We start from the raw sequence: 19,777 nt of genomic DNA on the forward strand, positions 1-19,777 counted from the left end.
TAATATAATTATTTAATTGATTATTCTACGATTGCAAGTACATCATCTTCAGAGAGCACTAAATATTTTGCATCTCCGATTTTCACTTCAGAGCCACCAAATGGTGAATAAATAATTTTGTCTCCTACTTTGACCTGCATCTCAGCACGTGTACCGTTATCCAGCAGACGACCTGGTCCTACTGCAGCCACAATACCTTCATTTGACTTTTCTTTTGCTGAATCTGTTAAGATAATCCCACTTGCTGTCTTTTGTTCCTGTTCTTTCATTTCTAAAATCACGTTGTTACCTAATGGTTTTAACATATGAAATCCTCCTTAGTGGAATGTATAAGCACTCGTTTATGTGAAGTGCTAATATACTTATATATTAATCAAAGAAGGTCAAAATTGCAATCGATATGCTACATAAAATTTTCACTGCTGTCTTTTTTCCTGTACAATAATGATTATATTGAATTAAAGGAGTTAACTATGAAATTAAGTCGTCTATGGGCCGATATTTTAATTATTCTTGTCTATGCAGGGGCCCAGTTCTCATCTGTCATTCCTGCTATTATTCATCATGATGAGCATTTAACTGCTGCCGAAATGATACCTAAGGTCATCCCATATATGATCGGGGGCTTTATCATCGCCAGTATTCTTACATTTTTCATCAATAGAAGCATTAAGAATGAAACACAGCTTGAACGTTCGCGTAAAGAAAGATGGTTATATACTATTTTTTGGGTCATCGCTGGATTTTTTATGGCACTTATGGCTCAGGCGCTGATGAATATGATCAATGTCTATGTGCTGCATCAGCCGATTGAGAGTCAGAATACCAATAATATAATGAGCGTTGCAAAACAATATCCACTTTTCATTATCATCGTTTCACTGGCAGGTCCGTTCTTAGAAGAATTTGTCTTCCGTAAAGTGATATTTGGTGAACTTTATGAATGGCTCCGTTTACCACGCTGGGCTGCATTTTTAATCGCAGGTACTCTCAGTGGACTTGTTTTCGCTGCAGCTCATATGGACTTTGATCATACATTGATTTATCTCGGTATGGCCTTTGTATTTGCTGGTTTATACGTTGCAACGCGTCGTATCATCGTTCCTATTCTTGCTCATATGGCTATGAATTCATTCGTCGTTATCATGCAGTTCGCATTAGGTGATAAAATCAATGAAGCTGCTGAGCAACTGAAAGAAACCAGTCAATTGATTATTCATTTAATATTTTAAAGACAAAAACAAGAGCAGGATATTTGAATCCTGCTCTTGTTTTTGTCTGTTAGTAGCGTTTTACGCCCCATAATCTTTCTTCGCAGCGTTCAATAATGGTGCGCAATGCTTTAATACGTGCCGCTTTTTTATTATTAGCCGGTACGATGATCCATGGTGCTTCGTCTGTTGATGTTTTTTCAATCATATCTTTACTCGCTTCCAGATAAACGTCCCATTTCTCACGATTACGCCAGTCTTCATCTGTAATTTTCCATTGTTTTTCAAGTGTATCCTGTCGTTCTTCAAAACGTTTCAACTGTTCATCCTTATCCAGTACCAGGAAGAATTTAATAACAATTGCGCCTTCCAGTGTCAGCGCTTTCTCAAAGTCATTGATTTCATCATATGCACGCTGCCATTCTTCCGTTGAAGCAAATCCTTCAACCCGCTCGACAAGCACGCGACCATACCAGCTGCGATCAAATATTTCAATATGTCCGGTACGGGGAATCTGTGTAGCAAAGCGCCATAGATAATGATAGCTGAGCTCTGTCTCAGTAGGTGCTGAGATGGCATTCACTTCGTAGCCGGTTGGATCCAGACTTTCACGCACACGTTTAATATTGCCACCTTTACCCGCTGCATCCATCCCTTCATATACGAGAATAAGCGGAATTTTACGTTCATATAGTGCATATTGCAGTTCACGCATCCGCTGCTGAAGTTCAGGCAGCAGGTCTTTATAGTCGCTTTTAGACATCTCGTCTTCTGTATCTTCAAATAAGTCGGTCTTAAAGTCGTCCGAGAATTTACCGTCTATTTTTTTATTCTCTTCTTTTTTCTTTTTATCTTTTAGTGCCTGCTCAAGTTCATCAATCAATAACTCATACATTTCATTGACCGCTTGACCTCGCTCAGTATAATTGATGGTGTGCCACGGGGCGATATCTTTTGTTTCTTTGATGAGATGCTTTAACTCCTCAGTATAGATTTTAGTTGGAATAGCATTCTCGTATTCCTGCGCTTTCCATCTTGTCAGCGGATTCTCCTTCGTCTGCTGAATATGTTCCTGTCGCTTCTCTTCTTTTACTTCGACATTAAACTTGATAATTCGATATCCATCATTCAGCAGCATCTGCTCAAAACCTTTGATTTCTGAAAGCAGTTTATGGTGATCCTTAAAAATATCCGGCTTCAGATTATGGTATTTATAATCAATTAAGTTTGCATACCAGCTACGGAAAAAGAGCGTCAGATCACCTTTTTTAGGCAGGTTCTTCCAGTATGGAAATAGAAAAGGCATACGTAAGTCCTCTTCTGACGGTGTTTTTGTAGCATAGAAATGTGTATATTTTGCATCCAGTGCAAGAAGCAGTTCATTTGATAGTCTGGATTTCCCTGATGCAGTTACCCCTTCGAATAATACCATCACTGGAATACCTGCTTCATGCGTCTGTCTGACGAGTTCCGCCAGCTTCAATTCTAATTTTTCATCAATCTTTGTCATGCCATTCTCCTCCTTTGTCATTACAATACTGTTCCCCAATTTTATTCATAGATGTGTCTTAATTTAACAGAATATTGTAATATTAAATCAAGCATACACAAGGAGGAATATTATGACAACATTCAAAGACTTTCAGTATCAGCGTCCTGATCTGAACCAAGCACGTCAAACGGTCGATGAACTACTTGAACAGTTCAGACAAGCGACCAGCGCGGAACAACAGATTCAGCTTATCAGTGACATCAATGACATCAGAAAAGACATTGATACGAACTTGAATATCGCTTATAGCCGTGCATCAATAGATACGAGCGACCAGTATTATTCAGATGAGCGCGATTACTTCGATGACAATGGTGCTAAAATAGTGGCGATTGATGCTGTCTATTTTGAAGCATTATTAACCAGCGAATATCGTGAAGAATTAGAGTCCCATTATGGTAAGCAATTGTTCGATTTAGCCTACAACGTCGTTCATTCTTACTCTGATGAAGTAGAAGAATTAATCAATCAGGAGAATAAATTAAGCAGTGACTATTCAAAACTTATCGCAAGTGCTCAAATACAATTTGACGGCAAAGAACTGACACTTGCACAGATGTCGCCTTATACACAATCACCTGATAGAGAAACGCGTATCGCCGCAACACAAGCTGTTCAAGGATTCATGGGTGAGCATCTCGATGATATTGATGCTATTTATGACCAACTCGTTAAAGTACGACATCAGATTGCCCTGACATTAGGATTCGATAATTTTATTGAACTCGGTTATATGCGTATGCAGCGAATCGATTATAATCAGGAAATGGTGGCTAGTTTCCGCAGACAGATCGAAGAATTTGTCGTACCTGTTGCGAACCGTCTCTACGAGCAGCAGGCTGAGCGGATTGGTGTGGATAAGCTTAAGTTCTATGATGAAGGGATTATGTTCCTAAACGGAAATGAAGACCCGAAAGACAGTGCTGAAGTTATTCTGGAGAACGGTCGTAAAATGTATCATGAACTGAGCCCTGAGACAGACGAATTCTATCAATACATGATGGAACACGAGTTATTTGATGTTATTGCTAAAAAAGGTAAGGAAGGCGGTGGTTACTGTACTTATATCGATCGTTACCGTGCACCTTTCATCTTTGCGAACTTCAATACGACAGATCATGACATCACTGTTCTGACTCATGAAGCAGGACACGCTTTCCAGGTATATTCATCACGCGATGTTGAAGTGCCTGATTATATCTGGCCGACACATGAAGCATGTGAAATTCATTCCATGAGTATGGAGTTCTTCACCTATCCATGGCTCGACCTTTTCTTCAGCAATGCCGATAAGTTTAAATACAAACACTTAACAGATGCAATTCAGTTCCTGCCATACGGTGTCGCAGTCGATGAATTTCAGCATGGCATCTATGAAAACCCTGAATTAACACCTAGTGAACGCCGCAGTTTATGGAAATCTATCGAAGAGAAATATTTACCTCATCGTGATTATGATGGCATTATGCCAATTGCTGACGGTTCATATTGGCATCGCCAAGGTCATATCTTCAATTCACCGTTCTATTATATTGATTACACATTAGCACAAGTATGTGCATTCCAATTTTTCAGACGCAGCAGACAAGATTTCGCCTCTGCATGGCAAGATTATTTACATCTCTGCCACTTAGGTGGATCACTGCCATTCAATGCTCTGGTTGACGAAGCGAATCTTGCTTCACCTTTCGGTACAGGAACACTGAAAGATATTATGGTCTATTTAGAAAATTATATTGAACATATTGATGCATCAGAATTTTAAGTTATATATTCATAGAAAACAGGCACGCAAAATAGCTTTGTGTGCCTGTTTTCCCTGTATCATTGATGCTGTGATTTAAAACGTGAAAGGATGAGAAGTACTAGACCGCCTAGCATCAGGCTGAGTATAACTAAGTAAGATTGATCTTCTCCAGTGTCAGGTAAAAGGTGAAGCTGATCTTTCTTTTTCTTCTCTTCTTTTTTATCTTTAACGGCTGTTTTATCTTTTTGCTTAATGTCTTTCGTTACAACAGCATTAACCTGTCTATCAAGATTCTGATAAAACTTTTCAGAAGAAGCTGGATGAAACTTACCGACTTTAATATCACCTGGCTGGTGTTGTGAAGTGACTGTTTCTTCTGCTGCCGGTTGTTCTGTCAGTTCGACTTCAGATTCTCCTTCTACCGTATTAACTTCTATGGATGGTATTTCTGAGGTCGCTACTTCTGTAGATACTTCTGGTTGCACCTTTTCTACTGTATCCGACTCTGCCGGTGGTTCTTCTGTTGTCAGCACTTCTATTTGAGGTAGCTCAGTTGATGGTGCAGCAGTGATAGACTGTTCTGCTGTCGGTTCATTTATAGTTTCTGTCAATGGGATCGGGGACGGCGCTGCTGGCTCTACTGTAGATGGTTCAAGTGGCAATGGTTGAATAACAGTTTCATAAGATAGAGGTGGTTCTCCTACTTGTTCTGATGTCTGTTCTTCAGTTACCGGCTGCTCGGTTGTTAACACTTCAGTGGCCGGCTGTTCAGTCACAGGCTGTTCAGTGGTCTGTTCTTCAGTTACCGGCTGTTCAGTGTTCTGTTTTTCAGTCGTGGGCTGTTCTATTGTATCCGGCGGCATTTCAGCAGAAATAATTTCTATCGTTTCATCAGCTGAATTAGTGCCGATAGGATTTGCAGCATCAGCATACGTTGTACCAGTGACAGTCAGGGCAAGGAGCGTAATTGATGTTAGCATAAATTTATTCATATAAGTCCTCCTGGTTCTATTAATTATCATTATAGCGAAGAAAATGAATTAAAACGTTTAATGTTAAATACTGTAACCAAGTCTTAATAAATATTATCTCTATGAAATCTTTATAAATACTTTGCATAAATCATTTCTATGTAGTATAATAATTATATTAGATATATAAAATATATTAGGAGGGTGTTATGGATAGCAAATTTTTTACGAAGGATACACATATAGGTGCGGTTCATCTGAATGTTAATTTCCTTGAAAACAGCATTCGATTTTACAATGAAATATTAGGGATGGATGTTCTGGAGCAGAATGAAACTTATACTTCTCTTGGTGTAGCCAATCGTCCGCTTATTTATCTTTATGAAACTCAGATAAGACGTGAAAGTGGTCAAGCAGGACTTTATCATCTGGCTATCCTTGTTCCGTCCCGTACAGAGCTCGGCAATATCTTCAATCATCTTATCCAGATTCAATATCCGCTTGCAGGCGCGAGTGATCATGATGTTTCAGAAGCCATCTACCTGCAGGATCCTGAAGGTAATGGCATTGAAATATATCGCGATCTTCCAACAGCCGAATGGACTTATGCAGACAATGGATTCATTACGATGGGCACTGTAGAAATGGATTACCAAGGTGTGCTTGACGCCAAGGATGGTAAACCTTTTACGACGCTCCATCCCGATACTGTCATGGGTCATATTCATTTATCAGTTCAAGATATACCATCATCTATTGAGTTTTATAAAGATATCTTTGGTATGGATCTCATGCTTCTATACGGACCACAAGCTGCCTTTATGAGTGCAGCAGGATACCATCATCACCTCGGTATGAATGTATGGCAGCATGCTCACTCCAAACCATCTCTTGATGCACCGGGTCTTAGAAAGTTTGAGATCAATATCCCTAATCAGGAAGATTTCGAATACTTTAAAGAACAAGTTGCCGCTAAAGGAATCAGCACTGAAAAAGACGGCGATTCTGAGATATTAAGAGATCCAAACGGTATCGGTATTCGCGTTATGTACCAAAAACAAGACTAAAAAATTAACTGGAGGAATGAAAAATGGGTTTATTCACTAAAAAAGGTTATGAAAATTTCGGAGCAGCAATGGAAAAACGTCGTTCTATTTACGACATCAAAAACAGTGTCTCACTGACTGATGCTAAAATCGAAAGTATTTTATCTGATATTATTAAACACGTACCATCAGCTTTTAATTCACAGTCAACGCGTATGGTTCTGCTATTAAACGATCAGCACCATAAATTCTGGACGCTGACAGCTGATGAACTGAAGAAATTAATGGGATCTGAGCGTGATTTCACTGCAACTGCTCAGAAAATCGACAGCTTTAAGGCAGGGTACGGTACAGTGCTCTTCTTTGAAGACGAGAGCATTATTAAAGGGTTACAGCAACAGATGCCGGCCTATAGCGATAACTTCCCGATTTGGAGTCACCATGCCAGTGCCATGCATCAATATGCTGTATGGACAGCTTTCGCTACTGAAAATATCGGTGCATCACTGCAGCATTATAATGGCGTAGTCGATGAAGCTGTTTATACGAGTTTCGATATTCCACGTGAATGGAAGTTAATCGCTCAGATGCCATTTGGCGCTATCGGCACACCTGCTGGTCCTAAAGAATTCGAACCCGTTAACAAACGTTTAATCGTCAAAAAATAATTTTCAGGAGATTCGAATCTTCTTTTTTACTGCTGCAATAATCTGAACAGCACATCGATAACAGTAAGCTGTATAGTTCGTCCTGTTGTCAGAGCTAGTCGAGTCTTGTTCTCCTCAACAGAGGTCCGAATTGAATAGGCAACATCGGGATGTTTATAAGGTGCTATAAGAATCGAGACCTTTTGATCAGAAGCTGCGATAATACGATGAATTAACTCGTCACATTCAGTCTCACAGACGATGAAAATAACTGAATAATACTGAACGATTGCAGTGAAGGCAAAGAAATCCTGCACGACCTCAACCATATAACCGAGCCGTACTAACTTTTGCTTGAAATCTATCGCTACGATGATAGATTCCTCTGTACTAAAAATCAGAATGGACCGACCTTTTATTTTATCAGCCGCTGCTATCAGCATATTCTCATTTATCAGCTGCTCTGTACGCGATAAAGCAGATCTTGTCTCATTAAATACTTGCTGTGTCGCTGAAATTAAAGAATCTGTATGAGTGTCTGTCATCAGATGCAGATCTCTTGCCAAAGCTATCTTTAATTCTCGCAAGCCTGAAAATCCGATGCGCTGACTTAGACGAATAAGTGCAGATTCGCTGACTCCAGCTCTAACCGCAATCATTTTTCCGGTCGATTCTATAAAGAATTCAGGATGATGCTTGATCAGTATCGTAATACGCTTTTCAACGGGTGTCAGTAAATGATCTATTGGTTCAATCTGTTTTAAAACCGTCAGCATCTCATCCCTCTTTTCTCTTTTATTATAGTGCTATTTTCCAAGAAATAAAAAAGATAGGTGTGCAAAATTGCACACCTATCTTTTATTTTGCTTTTAATTCTTCTGCCATTTTATCACTATATCCGAAGAACCAAGTTAAAGTGAAACCTACAATGAATGATACCGCGAGCACTAATAGATAGAACGGTAATTGTCCGATATCCTGAATGAAGAGCAGAATACCAGGTAAGACAGTAATCGCCATACCTGATGCTTTCAGATGGAAAAGTGAAGCTAAGAAACCACCTGCTGCACCACCGACTAAACCACAGATGAACGGTTTGAAGTAACGTAAGTTCACACCGAAAATAGCTGGTTCTGTAATACCTAAAAATGCTGAGAATGCTGAAGGCAGTGCGAGTGCTTTTAACTTTGCATTACGTGTTTTAAGGCCTACTGCTACAGTCGCAGCACCTTGAGCTGTCATTGCCGCTGAGATGATTGGATTAAATTCATTATATTTAAATTCTTCAAGCAGCTGAATCTCCATAAAATTGAAGATATGATGTACGCCCGTTACCACTATAATCTGCTGGAAGAAACCAATGACCAGACCTGCGATACCATATGGAAGATCGAGTACCCATTTCGTTCCTGAAAGGATGACTGTCTCAAGACCATGGAAGATAGGTCCAATGACAAACAGACCGAGTGTAATCATGACGAGTAATGTCAGGAAAGGCGTCACAATAAGATCAATCGCATCTGGAATTCTTTTACGCAGTGCACGCTCAAGTTTTGCACCGATCAGACCGACGAAGAAGGCAGGCAGAACAGACCCTTGATAACCGACAACTGGAATTAAGCCGAAGAATTTAAGCGCTTCTGCTGAACCATCTCCTACCGCATATGCATTAGGAAGCGCCGGATTAACGAGCATAAGGCCAAGTACAATACCGAGTATCGGACTCCCTCCAAAAACTTTAAATGCACTCCATGCAACGAGTGCCGGCAGGAAAGCGAATGCTGTATCTGTCAATACTTGTGTGAATAGAATAAAGTTAGGAGAGATGTCCTCAGCTGTCATGCCTAACCAGGCTAAAATCTGTTCGTTCATAATAACGCCACGCAGTCCCATGAAGAGACCTGTCGCTACCAATACCGGAATGATCGGTACGAAGACATCGCCGAAAATACGTATAGCACGTTGGAACGCGTTCCCTTGTTTAACAGATTCCGTTTTAACTTTTTCTTTTGATTTAGCTGTTACGCCAAGTCCTGTCACTGCTTCGTAGATTTTATTGACAGTACCTGTTCCAAAAATAATCTGATATTGACCCGAGTTAAAGAAAGCACCTTTTACTTTTTCAATCTCTTCTACTTTCTCCTGATCAATTTGTTCTTTATCATGCACCATGATACGCAGGCGCGTCGCACAATGTGCAATAGATGAGACATTGTCCTGCCCTCCTATTGCATCAATAACTTCGCGAGCAATCTGCTGATCTGTTTTAGCCATTACTATTCCCCCTTTATTTTTTTAATATCATTGAAATCAGGCAGGCTATGAATAGCCCCTTTCTTTGTCGTCGTCAATGCACCGACTGCATTGCTGAACGCCAGAATATCATCCGCTTCTTGAATCAATGTTTCAACTGTCCGTTTATCTAATAGTTGATAGATGACCGATCCGATAAATGCATCACCTGCACCCGTCGTATCCTCAACCTGTACTTGATAACCTGCATGACTCGCGATTTTTCCTTGTTTCGTATAAATTGAAGCCCCTTTAGCACCTTCTGTATAGATAACGACCTCAGTCAGTCCTGTAAACAATGTGCTGATCACAGCTGGATCTGATGACCCGGTGATAAAAGATAGTTCTTCATCTGAAATTTTAAGAATATGAGCTTTTGGCATAAATTCTTTTACGGTCTCATTCAGTGCTGCATGTGAAGGCCAGAGTGGTAGTCGTAAATTCGGATCGAAAATAATAGTGCCACCTGCAGTCGTCATACGCTCTATCGCTGCGATATGCGCCTCTTTCATTGCTGATGGCACGAGGGCCACTGAACAGAAATGAAGAATATCATTGCGGGTGAACGGTATATCCTGAACTGCTTCTGCTGTCATCAGCATGTCTGCTGACGGCTTACGGTAGAATGCGAAATCCCGTTCACCTTCTGCGGTCAGACTGACAAAGGCGAGCGCTGTATTTGCTTCGTCCGTACGAGTGATATGAGACGTATCAACACCTGTCTCCTCCAGCGTGTCAACAATCAGCTCGCCAAATGCATCCTGTCCTAGCTGTGTCAGCATTACGGATTCTTTTCCTAACTTTGCGACACAGCTTGCCACATTGGCAGGTGCACCGCCGACCTGTGTTTCAAAGTCAGTTACCTCTTTAAGTGCCACGCCTTTTGTATGTGGAATAAAGTCAATCAATGCTTCACCGATTGCATAGAGTTTAGCCATGAGGTCGCTCCTTTAAATCGTATTTAGTAAATCTGAAATAAACTTGTCCCGATTCTGTTGATGTTCTGATTCCTCTCGCATCTTCTCCAGGGAAAATTCGTGATGTCATCACTTTTTCACCATCATTCAGAAAAATTTCAATACTTGATTCGTCAACAAAGATCTGCATCTTTTTTAAGTCTGCTTCAAGTATTACTGAGCGTGTATAGGACTTAAGACTTTGTCCTAATTTTCCGCTGTCGAAGAGATCTAACGTAAAACATTTGTCAGCCTGATTGTAGATCAGACGTGTAGATTCTTTTTTAGAGACACGTAGTTCGATATAAAACTCAGTCGACTCATTTTCAAGGACGTCAACAATCAGTTCATAGCAGTCACCTTCGTACGGATGCAGTTTAACATTGTGTTTCATCGCATATCCTTCAGCAGTTTCAACGGTGCCGCGCAGTTGTGTAAGAGCAGGTAGCGGACGTTGCATCAGCTTATGATTCTCCACGCTCAGTACGCGAGGCAGTGTCAGACAATGAGCCCAGTTTTCATTATCAGTTGGATAGTCTGTGTCTGGCAGCCCCATCCAGCCAATTAAAATCCGTTCACCTTGTGGTCCTAGAGTCGTCTGTGGTGCATAGAAATCAAATCCGTTATCCAGTTCAATAAAATGGTCATGTGAAAAGTTAAAGTTCTCCTTATCCAGATGTCCCATCAAATAGCCTGACTGATAAATGTTATTGAATGCATCACCTGCAGGCTCGATACCTTGCGGGCAGAACAGTACAATATCCTGACCATCCAGTTCAAAGTAATCCGGACATTCCCACATATAGCCGAAATCCTCATAATCTGTCGCCAGTTCACCTGTGAAGGTCCAGTGCTGAAAATCAGGTGACTGATAGACAACGATAGTCCCTGTCATATTATCACGCTGTGCTCCTATTACCGCGTAATACATACCTTGCTCATACCAGACTTTAGGATCTCTGAAGTGTTCGGTATATCCTGCTTCCGGTCCTTCAATAACAGGTTGCTTTGAAACCTGATTTCCTTTTAGAGTGGCCACCAGCTGATAAGGCACTCGCTGCCAGTCTTGTGTGCGATGATTGCCTGTGTACATGAGTTTCACTTCATTATTTACGACGATACCAGAACCACTATAGGCACCATGAGAGTCCCATAAAGTGTCCGGCAGAATAGCTGGACCTAGTTCGTTGAATGTAACAAGATCAGTTGAAGTCAGATGATACCAGTACTTAATACCGTGGACGGGTCCTAAGGGGAACCACTGATAGAACAGATGATACTGCCCCTCATGAAAGACAAAACCGTTCGGGTCATTCAGTAGACCTGTTGGCGGCTGGATGTGATAATGCTGTCTCCATTTAGATTGGGCAGTCGCGTCAAGGAGCGACTGATAATTTTCTTCAGACATTTGATCAAGCTTAGTGTATCTTTGTTCTCTCGTCCATTCCATTGCTGATTCTCCTTTTTGGTACCGGTTCCATTTAAAGATAAAAAAATAAAACGCTTTCTTAACAAGCATTTTACTCTTTATTATTTTTATTGTCAACGCTTTCTTTTTCCAGCAAACTGAAAGACATTCTCTGTAATGGTGCTATTGTCTGATGATTAATGAGCTTAAGAATACTTTCAGCGGCGAGTCTCCCTGTCTGCTGATAAGGGAACTGAATAGTGGTAATCATCGGTGTGACGATTGAAGTGGTATCATAGCCTCCAAATCCTATAATCGAAAGATCAGATGGCACATTCAATTCTTTATCATATGCAGCTTTTAATGTACCTAGAGCAATATTATCTGTTGCACAGATCACCGCTTCATATCGGTTCACCAGTTCTTTTGCATGCAGATGAGCATCCTGCAGCTTAAAAGTCGTTTCATAAATATCAGGTCTGACTCCGTGCATCGCCAGGCCATCCACCACACCATTCTTTCTATGAATACCGACTGCCTTATCAGCTGTGGATACACCTAGATAAGCGATATGACTAAATCCTCTATGGCCAAGGTACTGCCCCACCGTTTTTCCTGCTTCATAATCATTCTGAACAATCGCATGAATACCTTGATGTGATTGTCCGATTAAAATAACAGGAACATCAATAATTTCAATCGCTGCCACATGAGCTTCCGTCAGCTCCGTCGCAAAAAGCAGTATACCGTCTACTTTATTTTTGGCAAGTGTATAGAGCGCCTGGATTTCCCGCTCCCGGGATAAATCTGTATTGACGATAATGGTCTGATAATCTTTTTCTCTTAAATACGTCTCAATACCATTTAATGTCTCACTGGAAGCGAATGAACTGAGACGCGGTATAATAACGCCCATCATCTGAGTATGCTTCGCCTTCAGACTCTGAGCGAACTGATTCGGTTTGTAGCCTGTTTCCTCAACGATACGATCAATTTTCAGCCGTGTCTTCTCACTGATTGAACCCCCGTTCAAGTACCGTGACACTGTACTCTTGGAGACCCCTGCCATTTGTGCAATATCATGAATATTCTTCATGTCTTCACTCCTATATAAAAACCATCTCTTATCAAGATGGTTTTATATTACTTCAGTTCTTCTTCAATTCTTTTCTGTTCACCTTTTAAATACATCCGGTAACCAATATGGCTGATTTGAATACTCATTTCATAGAGTACAACCATTGGCAATACAAAAATAACATAGGTCATCACATCAGGTGGTGCAATAATTGCTGCGACTACCATCAATAAAAAGTAAGCATATTTACGATTCTTTTTAAGAAATGTCGGTGTCACAATGCCGAGTCGTGTCAGAAAAAGAAGCAGTATCGGCAACTGGAAGACAAAACCGAATGGAATTGTAAACTTAAGCAGCTCATTAAAGTATTCTCTGACGCCAATAATCTGTTTGACACCCATTTCATTGGCCAGCCCAATTGTGAAGTGAATCATATACGGGAATATGACGAGATAACTGAAAGCAAGTCCTGTCAGAAATAGGATGAAGCTGACTGGAATATAACTTAATGTCGCTCGTCTTTCCTGTGGATGCAGACCAGGTGATATAAATGCCCACAGCTGATAGAGAATGACTGGAGAAATTAAGAGTACCGCTATTAACATGATGACACTGATATAAATAGACAGAGGATCTGTCACTTTGAAATAATGAAGCGTGATTTCTTTAGATACGTCATCTTTTGTCAGAAAACGTGTCACTGGTTTACCGAAATAAAAGCCCACCATGATACCGCCCATTAGAAAATAAGCAACAATCATCAGTCTTTTTCTGAGTTCATCCAGATGTTCTACAATCGTCAATTCGTCTTTATTCATCTGAAGGCAGCTCCTTCCTCATAACAAAAGCGACAGTGACTGTCGCTTCATTCATTACTTATTTACGTACATCGTCATTCTTATCATGATCTTTCATGATGCCATCAGTCGCATCTTTGAATTCTTTTAATGATGATCCCATCGCGCGCCCGAATTCAGGCAGTTTCTTAGGTCCAAAGATAATCAGTGCAACAACACCGAGGAAAAGTAAAATAGCAGGTGACGCAAGTCCGAGCGTATTAATAAACAGCATATATAATTCCTCCTAATGATTTTTCATAAAAAAGATAAGTGACTGGAGTTCTACACCTAAATCTATATGGTGTACCTGGACATCTGAGGGAACATTTAAACGTTCCGGTGTAAAGTTTAATATACCTTTTATTCCGGCTTTTGTCACTCTATTTGCTGATGTCTGTGCAATTTTACCCGGAACCGTCAGAATGGCCACTTCAATGCCCATCTCTTCAACGATTTTTTCAAACTGATCCATATGTTCGATATAGATATCACCGATTTTCTCTCCGACCACTTGCGATGCAACGTCGAATGCAGCTTCTATCTGCATGCGGTCACTAATGGAAAAGTTATAATTGACCAACGCTCGTCCTAAATTACCGATGCCGATAATCGCCACTTTTGTAATAGCATCTTGCTGAAGTGTTGTCTTGAAGAAATTAAGTAAGTAGCTGACATTATAGCCGTAACCTTTTTTACCTAGTTCACCAAAGTAGGAAAAGTCTCTTCTGATAGTCGCAGAATCTATTTTCAGACCTTCACTGAGTTCTTTTGAAGAAATTCGGTCTACATTTCCACTATGTAATGTATTGACGAAACGGTAATAAAGGGGCAGACGTTTTAAAGTCGCTTTAGGAATTTTGGCATCCGTTTTGGGCACGCTGTTCACCTTCTTCTATTAATTGTGACCTTTTTCACAGTAGATAAATTATAACATGTTAAATGCAAGCTGACTATGTGAAATTTTATCGTTATCTACAAAGTCTCTCTGCAATCGGGTAGAATATAGATGAGGTGAGCAAATTGATTTTACTACAGGCAAGTCAGCTGAATAAATCATTTGGTGAAGAAGATATCTTCACCGATGTCAAAATAGAAATTAAAACGCATGATCGTATTGCCATCGTCGGACGTAACGGTGCAGGTAAGACAACATTGATGAAAATACTGGCCGGTGCTGACGGCTATGACAGCGGTCATTTAATGCGTGCTAAAAATATCAACATCGGTTACTTAACGCAGCAGATGACACTGGATGCTGAAGGTACTGTCTATGAGGCAATGTTAAAGCCATTCAGTCATTTGATTGATATGCAGAAGAAACTGACAGGTATTACGACCTATCTCGCTGAAGAAAGTGATCAGGCAGGAACTCCCGCATATGAACAGAAACTCTCAGAATTCGAAAAACTGCAGCTTCAATTTGAAAATGCTGGCGGTTACCAGTATGAGCAAAAAATAAAAATGATTCTGACAGGTCTTAACTTCTCACCTGACGATTTTCACCAAAAAATCGATTACTTTTCCGGTGGTCAGAAAACACGTCTCGCATTAGCAGAAATGCTAATACGTGAGCCAGACCTGCTTATGCTGGATGAGCCGACCAACCATCTGGATATGGAGACAACGGCATGGCTGGAAAATTATTTAACGACTTATCAAGGCGCAATCGTCGTTATTTCCCATGACCGTTATTTCCTCGATAAAGTCGTCAACACTGTTTATGATGTAGCGCTTGGACGTGTGACGCGTTATGTTGGTAATTATTCTAAATTCATCGAACTTCGCGATGCTTTCTACGATAAAATGTCAGCTGAATATGAAAGACAGCAGGCTGAAATTAACCGACTGGAAACATTTGTCCAAAAAAACATCACCCGTGCCTCTACTTCAGGCATGGCAAAAAGCAGACGTAAAATTCTTGAGAAGATGACACGTATTGAGCCGCCTAAGCTAGATGACCACTCTGTAAATCTTCAGTTCCACATCGACCGCGAGTCAGGTAATGATGTACTGGACGTTAAGAACCTTGAAGTCGGCTACAGCGAACCTATCACTTCTCCTATTACATTTGACGTTAAAAAACAGGATGCCATCGCAGTTATAGGTCCTAATGGTATTGGGAAAACGACTCTAATTAAAACGATAGCAAAGAAACTAGCAGCATTAGATGGAGAAATTAGATATGGTGCTAATGTTTCAATCGGTTATTATGATCAAAAACAGGCTGAATTCAAATCATCTAATACTGTACTGGAAGAACTCTGGCAATACTATCCTCATATGGCTGAAAAAGATATCCGTTCAGTCCTGGGTCGTTTTCTTTTCGTCCAGGACGATGTCAAAAAAATGATTAATGATTTGTCAGGTGGAGAGAAAGCACGCTTGCAGCTTGCCAAACTCAGCCTTGAGAACAATAATCTGCTTATTTTAGACGAACCGACCAACCACCTGGATATTGATGCAAAAGAAATACTCGAGCAAGCTCTTATGACTTATCCTGGGACTATCCTATTCGTTTCACATGACCGCTTCTTCATCAATCAAATTGCTACTAAAGTACTGAATGTTACAACTGATGGTGCTCACCTTTTTCTGGGAGACTACAACTACTTCATTGAAAAAGAAGAAGAACGCGCAGCGCATGAATCGTTCGATAAAGTTGATAAGGTAGAAGAGAAGCCTCAAACCTCTAATTATGCAGATAACAAAGCGCGGCGAAAAGAACGTCGAAAAATTGAAAGAGCACTGGCTCAGCTTGAAGAGAACATCGAGATATATGAAAATCGCATTAAAGAAATAGAACTTGCTCTGACACAGCCTGATACCTTCAATGATTCAATGAAAAGCTATGAACTTCACCAGGAGATGGTTAAGTATCAGCAGATGATTGAAAGGGCTATGGAAGAATGGGCAGAACTTGAAGAAGCAGATTAATCTGCCTCTTTTTATTATCCACACCTTTATTCACATAAAAATGGCGTTTTAACAGTAATCCACAGAGTTATTAGACTTATACACAGTTTTACAGTGATTTCTGATGTTTATTTTCGTGTAATTTCGCTTATAGACAAAAAGTTATCCACAAACAGTTAACAACTTGTGTACAAGTACGTATGTTCGTATAAAAAAAGCACGTTTGATTTTATAAATCAAGCGTGCTTTTTCCATTCAAATTAAGTTCTGCCCTTACATTATTCATATAATAAAAATAAGCAGCTGCTCCTATCATGGCTGCATTATCAGTGCAGAGATGGAGAGGCGGTATATGAAGATTAATATTGCTGTCCTTACACATCTGAGTAAGACGCGTACGTAATCCATTATTAGCCGCTACACCTCCACAGACGATTAGCTCCTTGATTTTGTAGTGTTCGAGGGCTTCAAATGTTTTCTGTGACAGGACATCGACCACACTTGCCTGAAAACTTGCCGCTACATCTTCCGGCACGATGTCTTCACCTTTTTGCTGTTTGTTATGCAACGTATTGATAACAGCACTTTTTAATCCACTGAAGCTAAAGTCATAGCCGTCTAATATCGGACGTGGAAACTTTAAGTTATCCTGTCCTTCTGCGGCCAATCGATCTACATGAGGACCACCTGGATAAGGCAGATGAATCGTGCGCGCTACTTTATCATAAGCCTCTCCCACTGCGTCATCCCTTGTTTCACCGATTACCTCAAACTGAAGATGATTCTTCATAATAACCAGTTCAGTATGACCACCTGAAACAATCAATGCCAGTAATGGGAATTTTAATGGTTCTATAATATGATTGGCGTATATATGGCCTGCTATATGATGAACAGGAATCAGCGGTTTATGGTGACTTAGTGCAAGGGCCTTAGCTGCATTAATGCCAACCAGCAGTGCACCTATTAAACCAGGACCTTCTGTTACAGCGATCGCATCGATTTCCTTCATAGATACATCAGCTTCCATCAATGCATTGTCAATTACTGTCGTTATATTTTCAACATGGTGACGGCTGGCTACTTCAGGAACCACGCCTCCGAAGCGTTTGTGCGATTCAATCTGACTGTTCACACTGTTACTTAAAACCTCGCGCCCATTCCTTACTATACTGACTGCTGTTTCATCACAACTCGTTTCAACTGCTAATATCGTTATATCATTCATTTCTTAACCTCACCCACATCACTTTTGCATCCTGACCTGCACCGTAATAGTCTCGTCGGACACCTCCATATGAGAACCCCATTCGTTCATACAGTCCTCTTGCAGATGCGTTCTCTTCCCTTACTTCAAGACTCATCATTTCACATGTCAGGCGTGCGTAGTTCATAATATACTCCATCAATACTTTAGATAGCCCGAGCCCACGCTTATCTTCTCGAATTGCTAATGTGGTAATCTGCGCCTGATCAATGACAATCCACATACCTAAATAGCCTATAACTTCGGCCCCGTCCTCCACTACAAAATAGTGCGCGAACTCATTCTTCTCCAGTTCATGATAAAAAGCATCAATGGTCCATGAACCCGATGGAAAGCTGACTTGCTCTATTTTGTAAACTGCTGGTACATCATCAGTTGTCATTTTTCTAATCGTTAGTCCTGTTGTTTCAGCCAATTACGTTCCGCCTCCGTCATTCTTAAATAAGTCGGCTCAAACCGGTGAATATCCTCCGGCTGGTTAAAATCAACTATGTGTCTCATTTCAGAACTTCTCGGTATACAGTAAAATACTGGACCTTTTAAATCCTCTTCAAGTTTCACAGCATCCATACCAATGAATAAATAAGGCATATGCTGTTGTTTCAAATAGTCATTAAGCTCTTCAATCGTCATATATCGGTCTTGTTCAATCTGTTCAATATGTCTACCTTTAAATCGATAGATTCCGCTGTAAACAGCCTTTCTTCTTGCATCGATAACAGGGACGAGCAGGATTTCGTCCATACGAGCGGTTGCCGCAAGAACTTTTAATGATGACACACTATAAAGAGGTATGCCCAGTGTATATGCCAATGTCTTGGCTACCGTAACACCAATTCTGAGCCCTGTATAAGAACCGGGTCCTGAGCTGACTGTGATGCCTTCAAGTGCCTCAGTATCAAGATCGGCGTGCTGCAGTATTTTTTCAATCATCGGCATTAATGTAACAGAGTGATTTATTTTTTTCGCGCTATTAAATTCAGCAAGTACTTCAACATCATCTGTCACACTTACAGACAGCGGTTGATTTGCTGTATCAATGTTAAGCAGTATCATACCAGTTCCTCCAATACCCGTTCATATCTTATTCCATTCGCTTCAAGGGTAACCTCACGGCTCGTCGGACTTACATAACTAATATCTATAACAAGGTATGTATCAGGCAGAAAGTCTTCAATCATCTGCGGCCATTCAATTAAAGTGACCCCTTCTCCATAAAAATAGTCATCAAATCCCAGGTCCTCACCATCCTCCTCTAAGCGATAGCAATCCATATGATGAAAAGGTAAACGTCCTTGATAAGATTTAATAATATTAAATGTCGGTGAATTTATATTTCGTTCTACACCCAGTGCTTTACCAAAAAATTGACTGAATGTTGTCTTTCCTGCGCCTAAATCACCTTTCAGCAGAATTACATCATTGGGCTCAGCATTGATCGCTAGCTTTTGTGCCAGTTCCTCCATCTCTTGTAAAGCATTTATAGTTATCTTCATTTTAACACCTTCTTCAATACATTCTATTGTACCAGTTTAAAATTATTATACTAAAAATAAGCACAAAAAAAGAGACCTAACAGGTCCCCGAGTGCGGCTCATCGCATCCATTTTTAAATTGCCCGGCAACGTCCTACTCTCGCGGAACGTAAGTCCAACTACCATCGGCGCTAGAGAGCTTAACTTCTGTGTTCGGTATGGGAACAGGTGTGACCTCTCTGCCATCATCACCAGACAAATTGAGAATTATACTCTCAAAACTAGATAAGTAAGAAAAATCGATTCCAAGCTCACCGAGCTAAAAAATCTTAAAATTGATTAAGTCTTCGATCGATTAGTATCCGTCAGCTCCAC

Annotated in this window: 20 protein-coding genes and 1 rRNA gene; 5 read left to right on the top strand and 16 right to left on the bottom strand. The window is 40.5% G+C overall.

The window, feature by feature from the left end:
* Positions 1-20: 20 nt before the first annotated feature.
* Positions 21-305: a co-chaperone GroES gene (gene groES / locus ERX37_RS09695; RefSeq protein WP_133430475.1), complete on the bottom strand. Its 285-nt coding sequence runs from the start codon at positions 303-305 to the stop codon at positions 21-23.
* 168 nt (positions 306-473) lie between these two features.
* Here groES and mroQ point away from each other — a divergent pair, with 168 nt between their 5' ends.
* Positions 474-1,232, top strand: coding sequence for an intramembrane glutamic endopeptidase MroQ (mroQ, locus tag ERX37_RS09700; protein WP_165982036.1), 759 nt, complete (start codon positions 474-476; stop codon positions 1,230-1,232).
* 49 nt (positions 1,233-1,281) lie between these two features.
* Here mroQ and ERX37_RS09705 read toward each other — a convergent pair whose 3' ends face one another.
* Complete coding sequence (locus ERX37_RS09705) at positions 1,282-2,721, bottom strand: phosphate--AMP phosphotransferase (RefSeq protein WP_133430477.1); 1,440 nt, start codon at positions 2,719-2,721, stop codon at positions 1,282-1,284.
* Positions 2,722-2,833: 112 nt separating this feature from the next.
* On the opposite strand from ERX37_RS09705, the gene ERX37_RS09710 reads away from it, so the two are divergent.
* Positions 2,834-4,528: a M3 family oligoendopeptidase gene (locus tag ERX37_RS09710; protein ID WP_133430478.1), complete on the top strand. Its 1,695-nt coding sequence runs from the start codon at positions 2,834-2,836 to the stop codon at positions 4,526-4,528.
* 59 nt (positions 4,529-4,587) lie between these two features.
* Here ERX37_RS09710 and ERX37_RS09715 read toward each other — a convergent pair whose 3' ends face one another.
* Positions 4,588-5,502 (bottom strand): LPXTG cell wall anchor domain-containing protein, encoded by a 915-nt coding sequence (locus tag ERX37_RS09715; RefSeq protein ID WP_133430479.1) that lies wholly within the window; start codon positions 5,500-5,502, stop codon positions 4,588-4,590.
* Positions 5,503-5,690: 188 nt separating this feature from the next.
* On the opposite strand from ERX37_RS09715, the gene ERX37_RS09720 reads away from it, so the two are divergent.
* Complete coding sequence (locus ERX37_RS09720; RefSeq protein ID WP_133430480.1) at positions 5,691-6,548, top strand: VOC family protein; 858 nt, start codon at positions 5,691-5,693, stop codon at positions 6,546-6,548.
* 23 nt (positions 6,549-6,571) lie between these two features.
* Positions 6,572-7,195, top strand: coding sequence for a nitroreductase family protein (locus tag ERX37_RS09725; protein ID WP_133430481.1), 624 nt, complete (start codon positions 6,572-6,574; stop codon positions 7,193-7,195).
* A gap of 26 nt (positions 7,196-7,221) precedes the next feature.
* Here ERX37_RS09725 and ERX37_RS09730 read toward each other — a convergent pair whose 3' ends face one another.
* The 8 genes from ERX37_RS09730 to ERX37_RS09765 form a co-directional block, all read right to left on the bottom strand.
* Positions 7,222-7,950, bottom strand: coding sequence for a MurR/RpiR family transcriptional regulator (locus tag ERX37_RS09730; protein ID WP_133430482.1), 729 nt, complete (start codon positions 7,948-7,950; stop codon positions 7,222-7,224).
* 82 nt (positions 7,951-8,032) lie between these two features.
* Positions 8,033-9,448: a sucrose-specific PTS transporter subunit IIBC gene (locus tag ERX37_RS09735; protein ID WP_133430483.1), complete on the bottom strand. Its 1,416-nt coding sequence runs from the start codon at positions 9,446-9,448 to the stop codon at positions 8,033-8,035.
* 2 nt (positions 9,449-9,450) lie between these two features.
* Complete coding sequence (locus ERX37_RS09740; RefSeq protein ID WP_133430484.1) at positions 9,451-10,404, bottom strand: carbohydrate kinase family protein; 954 nt, start codon at positions 10,402-10,404, stop codon at positions 9,451-9,453.
* Positions 10,397-11,872: a glycoside hydrolase family 32 protein gene (locus ERX37_RS09745; protein ID WP_133430485.1), complete on the bottom strand. Its 1,476-nt coding sequence runs from the start codon at positions 11,870-11,872 to the stop codon at positions 10,397-10,399. The genes ERX37_RS09740 and ERX37_RS09745 overlap by 8 nt, the downstream gene beginning before the upstream one ends.
* Before the next feature lie 70 nt (positions 11,873-11,942).
* Positions 11,943-12,926 (bottom strand): LacI family DNA-binding transcriptional regulator, encoded by a 984-nt coding sequence (locus tag ERX37_RS09750; RefSeq protein ID WP_133430486.1) that lies wholly within the window; start codon positions 12,924-12,926, stop codon positions 11,943-11,945.
* Between the two features lie 47 nt (positions 12,927-12,973).
* A complete protein-coding gene (gene tatC / locus ERX37_RS09755) occupies positions 12,974-13,726 on the bottom strand; it encodes a twin-arginine translocase subunit TatC (protein WP_133430487.1) in 753 nt (250 codons plus the stop codon).
* A gap of 58 nt (positions 13,727-13,784) precedes the next feature.
* Positions 13,785-13,979 (bottom strand): twin-arginine translocase TatA/TatE family subunit, encoded by a 195-nt coding sequence (tatA, locus tag ERX37_RS09760; RefSeq protein WP_133430488.1) that lies wholly within the window; start codon positions 13,977-13,979, stop codon positions 13,785-13,787.
* Positions 13,980-13,991: 12 nt separating this feature from the next.
* Positions 13,992-14,624: a redox-sensing transcriptional repressor Rex gene (locus ERX37_RS09765; protein WP_133430489.1), complete on the bottom strand. Its 633-nt coding sequence runs from the start codon at positions 14,622-14,624 to the stop codon at positions 13,992-13,994.
* Positions 14,625-14,767: 143 nt separating this feature from the next.
* Between ERX37_RS09765 and ERX37_RS09770 the strand changes: the two genes are divergently transcribed.
* On the top strand, positions 14,768-16,681 hold the full coding sequence (locus ERX37_RS09770; RefSeq protein ID WP_133430490.1) for an ABC-F family ATP-binding cassette domain-containing protein: 1,914 nt from the start codon (positions 14,768-14,770) through the stop codon (positions 16,679-16,681).
* A gap of 208 nt (positions 16,682-16,889) precedes the next feature.
* Here the strand turns inward: ERX37_RS09770 and tsaD are convergent, their stop codons facing one another.
* The 5 genes from tsaD to rrf form a co-directional block, all read right to left on the bottom strand.
* The gene (gene tsaD, locus ERX37_RS09775) at positions 16,890-17,888 is read right to left on the bottom strand and encodes a tRNA (adenosine(37)-N6)-threonylcarbamoyltransferase complex transferase subunit TsaD (protein ID WP_133430491.1); all 999 of its coding nucleotides are present in this window, start codon (positions 17,886-17,888) and stop codon (positions 16,890-16,892) included.
* Positions 17,881-18,309 (bottom strand): ribosomal protein S18-alanine N-acetyltransferase, encoded by a 429-nt coding sequence (rimI, locus tag ERX37_RS09780; RefSeq protein ID WP_133430500.1) that lies wholly within the window; start codon positions 18,307-18,309, stop codon positions 17,881-17,883. The genes tsaD and rimI overlap by 8 nt, the downstream gene beginning before the upstream one ends.
* Before the next feature lie 11 nt (positions 18,310-18,320).
* Positions 18,321-18,983 carry a tRNA (adenosine(37)-N6)-threonylcarbamoyltransferase complex dimerization subunit type 1 TsaB gene (tsaB, locus tag ERX37_RS09785; protein ID WP_133430492.1) on the bottom strand — a complete coding sequence of 221 codons (663 nt, stop codon included), beginning with the start codon at positions 18,981-18,983 and terminating at the stop codon, positions 18,321-18,323.
* On the bottom strand, positions 18,980-19,423 hold the full coding sequence (tsaE, locus tag ERX37_RS09790) for a tRNA (adenosine(37)-N6)-threonylcarbamoyltransferase complex ATPase subunit type 1 TsaE (RefSeq protein WP_133430493.1): 444 nt from the start codon (positions 19,421-19,423) through the stop codon (positions 18,980-18,982). The genes tsaB and tsaE overlap by 4 nt, the downstream gene beginning before the upstream one ends.
* A gap of 120 nt (positions 19,424-19,543) precedes the next feature.
* Positions 19,544-19,658 (bottom strand): 5S ribosomal RNA (rrf, locus tag ERX37_RS09795).
* Positions 19,659-19,777 lie beyond the last annotated feature (119 nt).

Origin of the sequence: Macrococcus hajekii (genome assembly GCF_004359505.1) — a bacterium.
Classification (GTDB): domain Bacteria; phylum Bacillota; class Bacilli; order Staphylococcales; family Staphylococcaceae; genus Macrococcus; species Macrococcus hajekii.

What these genes read in the sequence shown, in the direction of transcription:
- ERX37_RS09735 (WP_133430483.1), bottom strand. Translation starts at nt 9,448, where the DNA reads ATGGCTAAAACAGATCAGCAGATTGCTCGCGAAGTTATTGATGCAATA.
- tsaB (WP_133430492.1), bottom strand. Translation starts at nt 18,983, where the DNA reads ATGATACTGCTTAACATTGATACAGCAAATCAACCGCTGTCTGTAAGT.
- ERX37_RS09730 (WP_133430482.1), bottom strand. Translation starts at nt 7,950, where the DNA reads ATGCTGACGGTTTTAAAACAGATTGAACCAATAGATCATTTACTGACA.
- ERX37_RS09740 (WP_133430484.1), bottom strand. Translation starts at nt 10,404, where the DNA reads ATGGCTAAACTCTATGCAATCGGTGAAGCATTGATTGACTTTATTCCA.
- tsaD (WP_133430491.1), bottom strand. Translation starts at nt 17,888, where the DNA reads ATGAATGATATAACGATATTAGCAGTTGAAACGAGTTGTGATGAAACA.
- groES (WP_133430475.1), bottom strand. Translation starts at nt 305, where the DNA reads ATGTTAAAACCATTAGGTAACAACGTGATTTTAGAAATGAAAGAACAG.
- ERX37_RS09745 (WP_133430485.1), bottom strand. Translation starts at nt 11,872, where the DNA reads ATGGAATGGACGAGAGAACAAAGATACACTAAGCTTGATCAAATGTCT.
- ERX37_RS09720 (WP_133430480.1), top strand. Translation starts at nt 5,691, where the DNA reads ATGGATAGCAAATTTTTTACGAAGGATACACATATAGGTGCGGTTCAT.
- ERX37_RS09705 (WP_133430477.1), bottom strand. Translation starts at nt 2,721, where the DNA reads ATGACAAAGATTGATGAAAAATTAGAATTGAAGCTGGCGGAACTCGTC.
- ERX37_RS09710 (WP_133430478.1), top strand. Translation starts at nt 2,834, where the DNA reads ATGACAACATTCAAAGACTTTCAGTATCAGCGTCCTGATCTGAACCAA.
- tatC (WP_133430487.1), bottom strand. Translation starts at nt 13,726, where the DNA reads ATGAATAAAGACGAATTGACGATTGTAGAACATCTGGATGAACTCAGA.
- rimI (WP_133430500.1), bottom strand. Translation starts at nt 18,309, where the DNA reads ATGACAACTGATGATGTACCAGCAGTTTACAAAATAGAGCAAGTCAGC.
- tsaE (WP_133430493.1), bottom strand. Translation starts at nt 19,423, where the DNA reads ATGAAGATAACTATAAATGCTTTACAAGAGATGGAGGAACTGGCACAA.
- ERX37_RS09725 (WP_133430481.1), top strand. Translation starts at nt 6,572, where the DNA reads ATGGGTTTATTCACTAAAAAAGGTTATGAAAATTTCGGAGCAGCAATG.
- ERX37_RS09715 (WP_133430479.1), bottom strand. Translation starts at nt 5,502, where the DNA reads ATGAATAAATTTATGCTAACATCAATTACGCTCCTTGCCCTGACTGTC.
- tatA (WP_133430488.1), bottom strand. Translation starts at nt 13,979, where the DNA reads ATGCTGTTTATTAATACGCTCGGACTTGCGTCACCTGCTATTTTACTT.
- ERX37_RS09750 (WP_133430486.1), bottom strand. Translation starts at nt 12,926, where the DNA reads ATGAAGAATATTCATGATATTGCACAAATGGCAGGGGTCTCCAAGAGT.
- mroQ (WP_165982036.1), top strand. Translation starts at nt 474, where the DNA reads ATGAAATTAAGTCGTCTATGGGCCGATATTTTAATTATTCTTGTCTAT.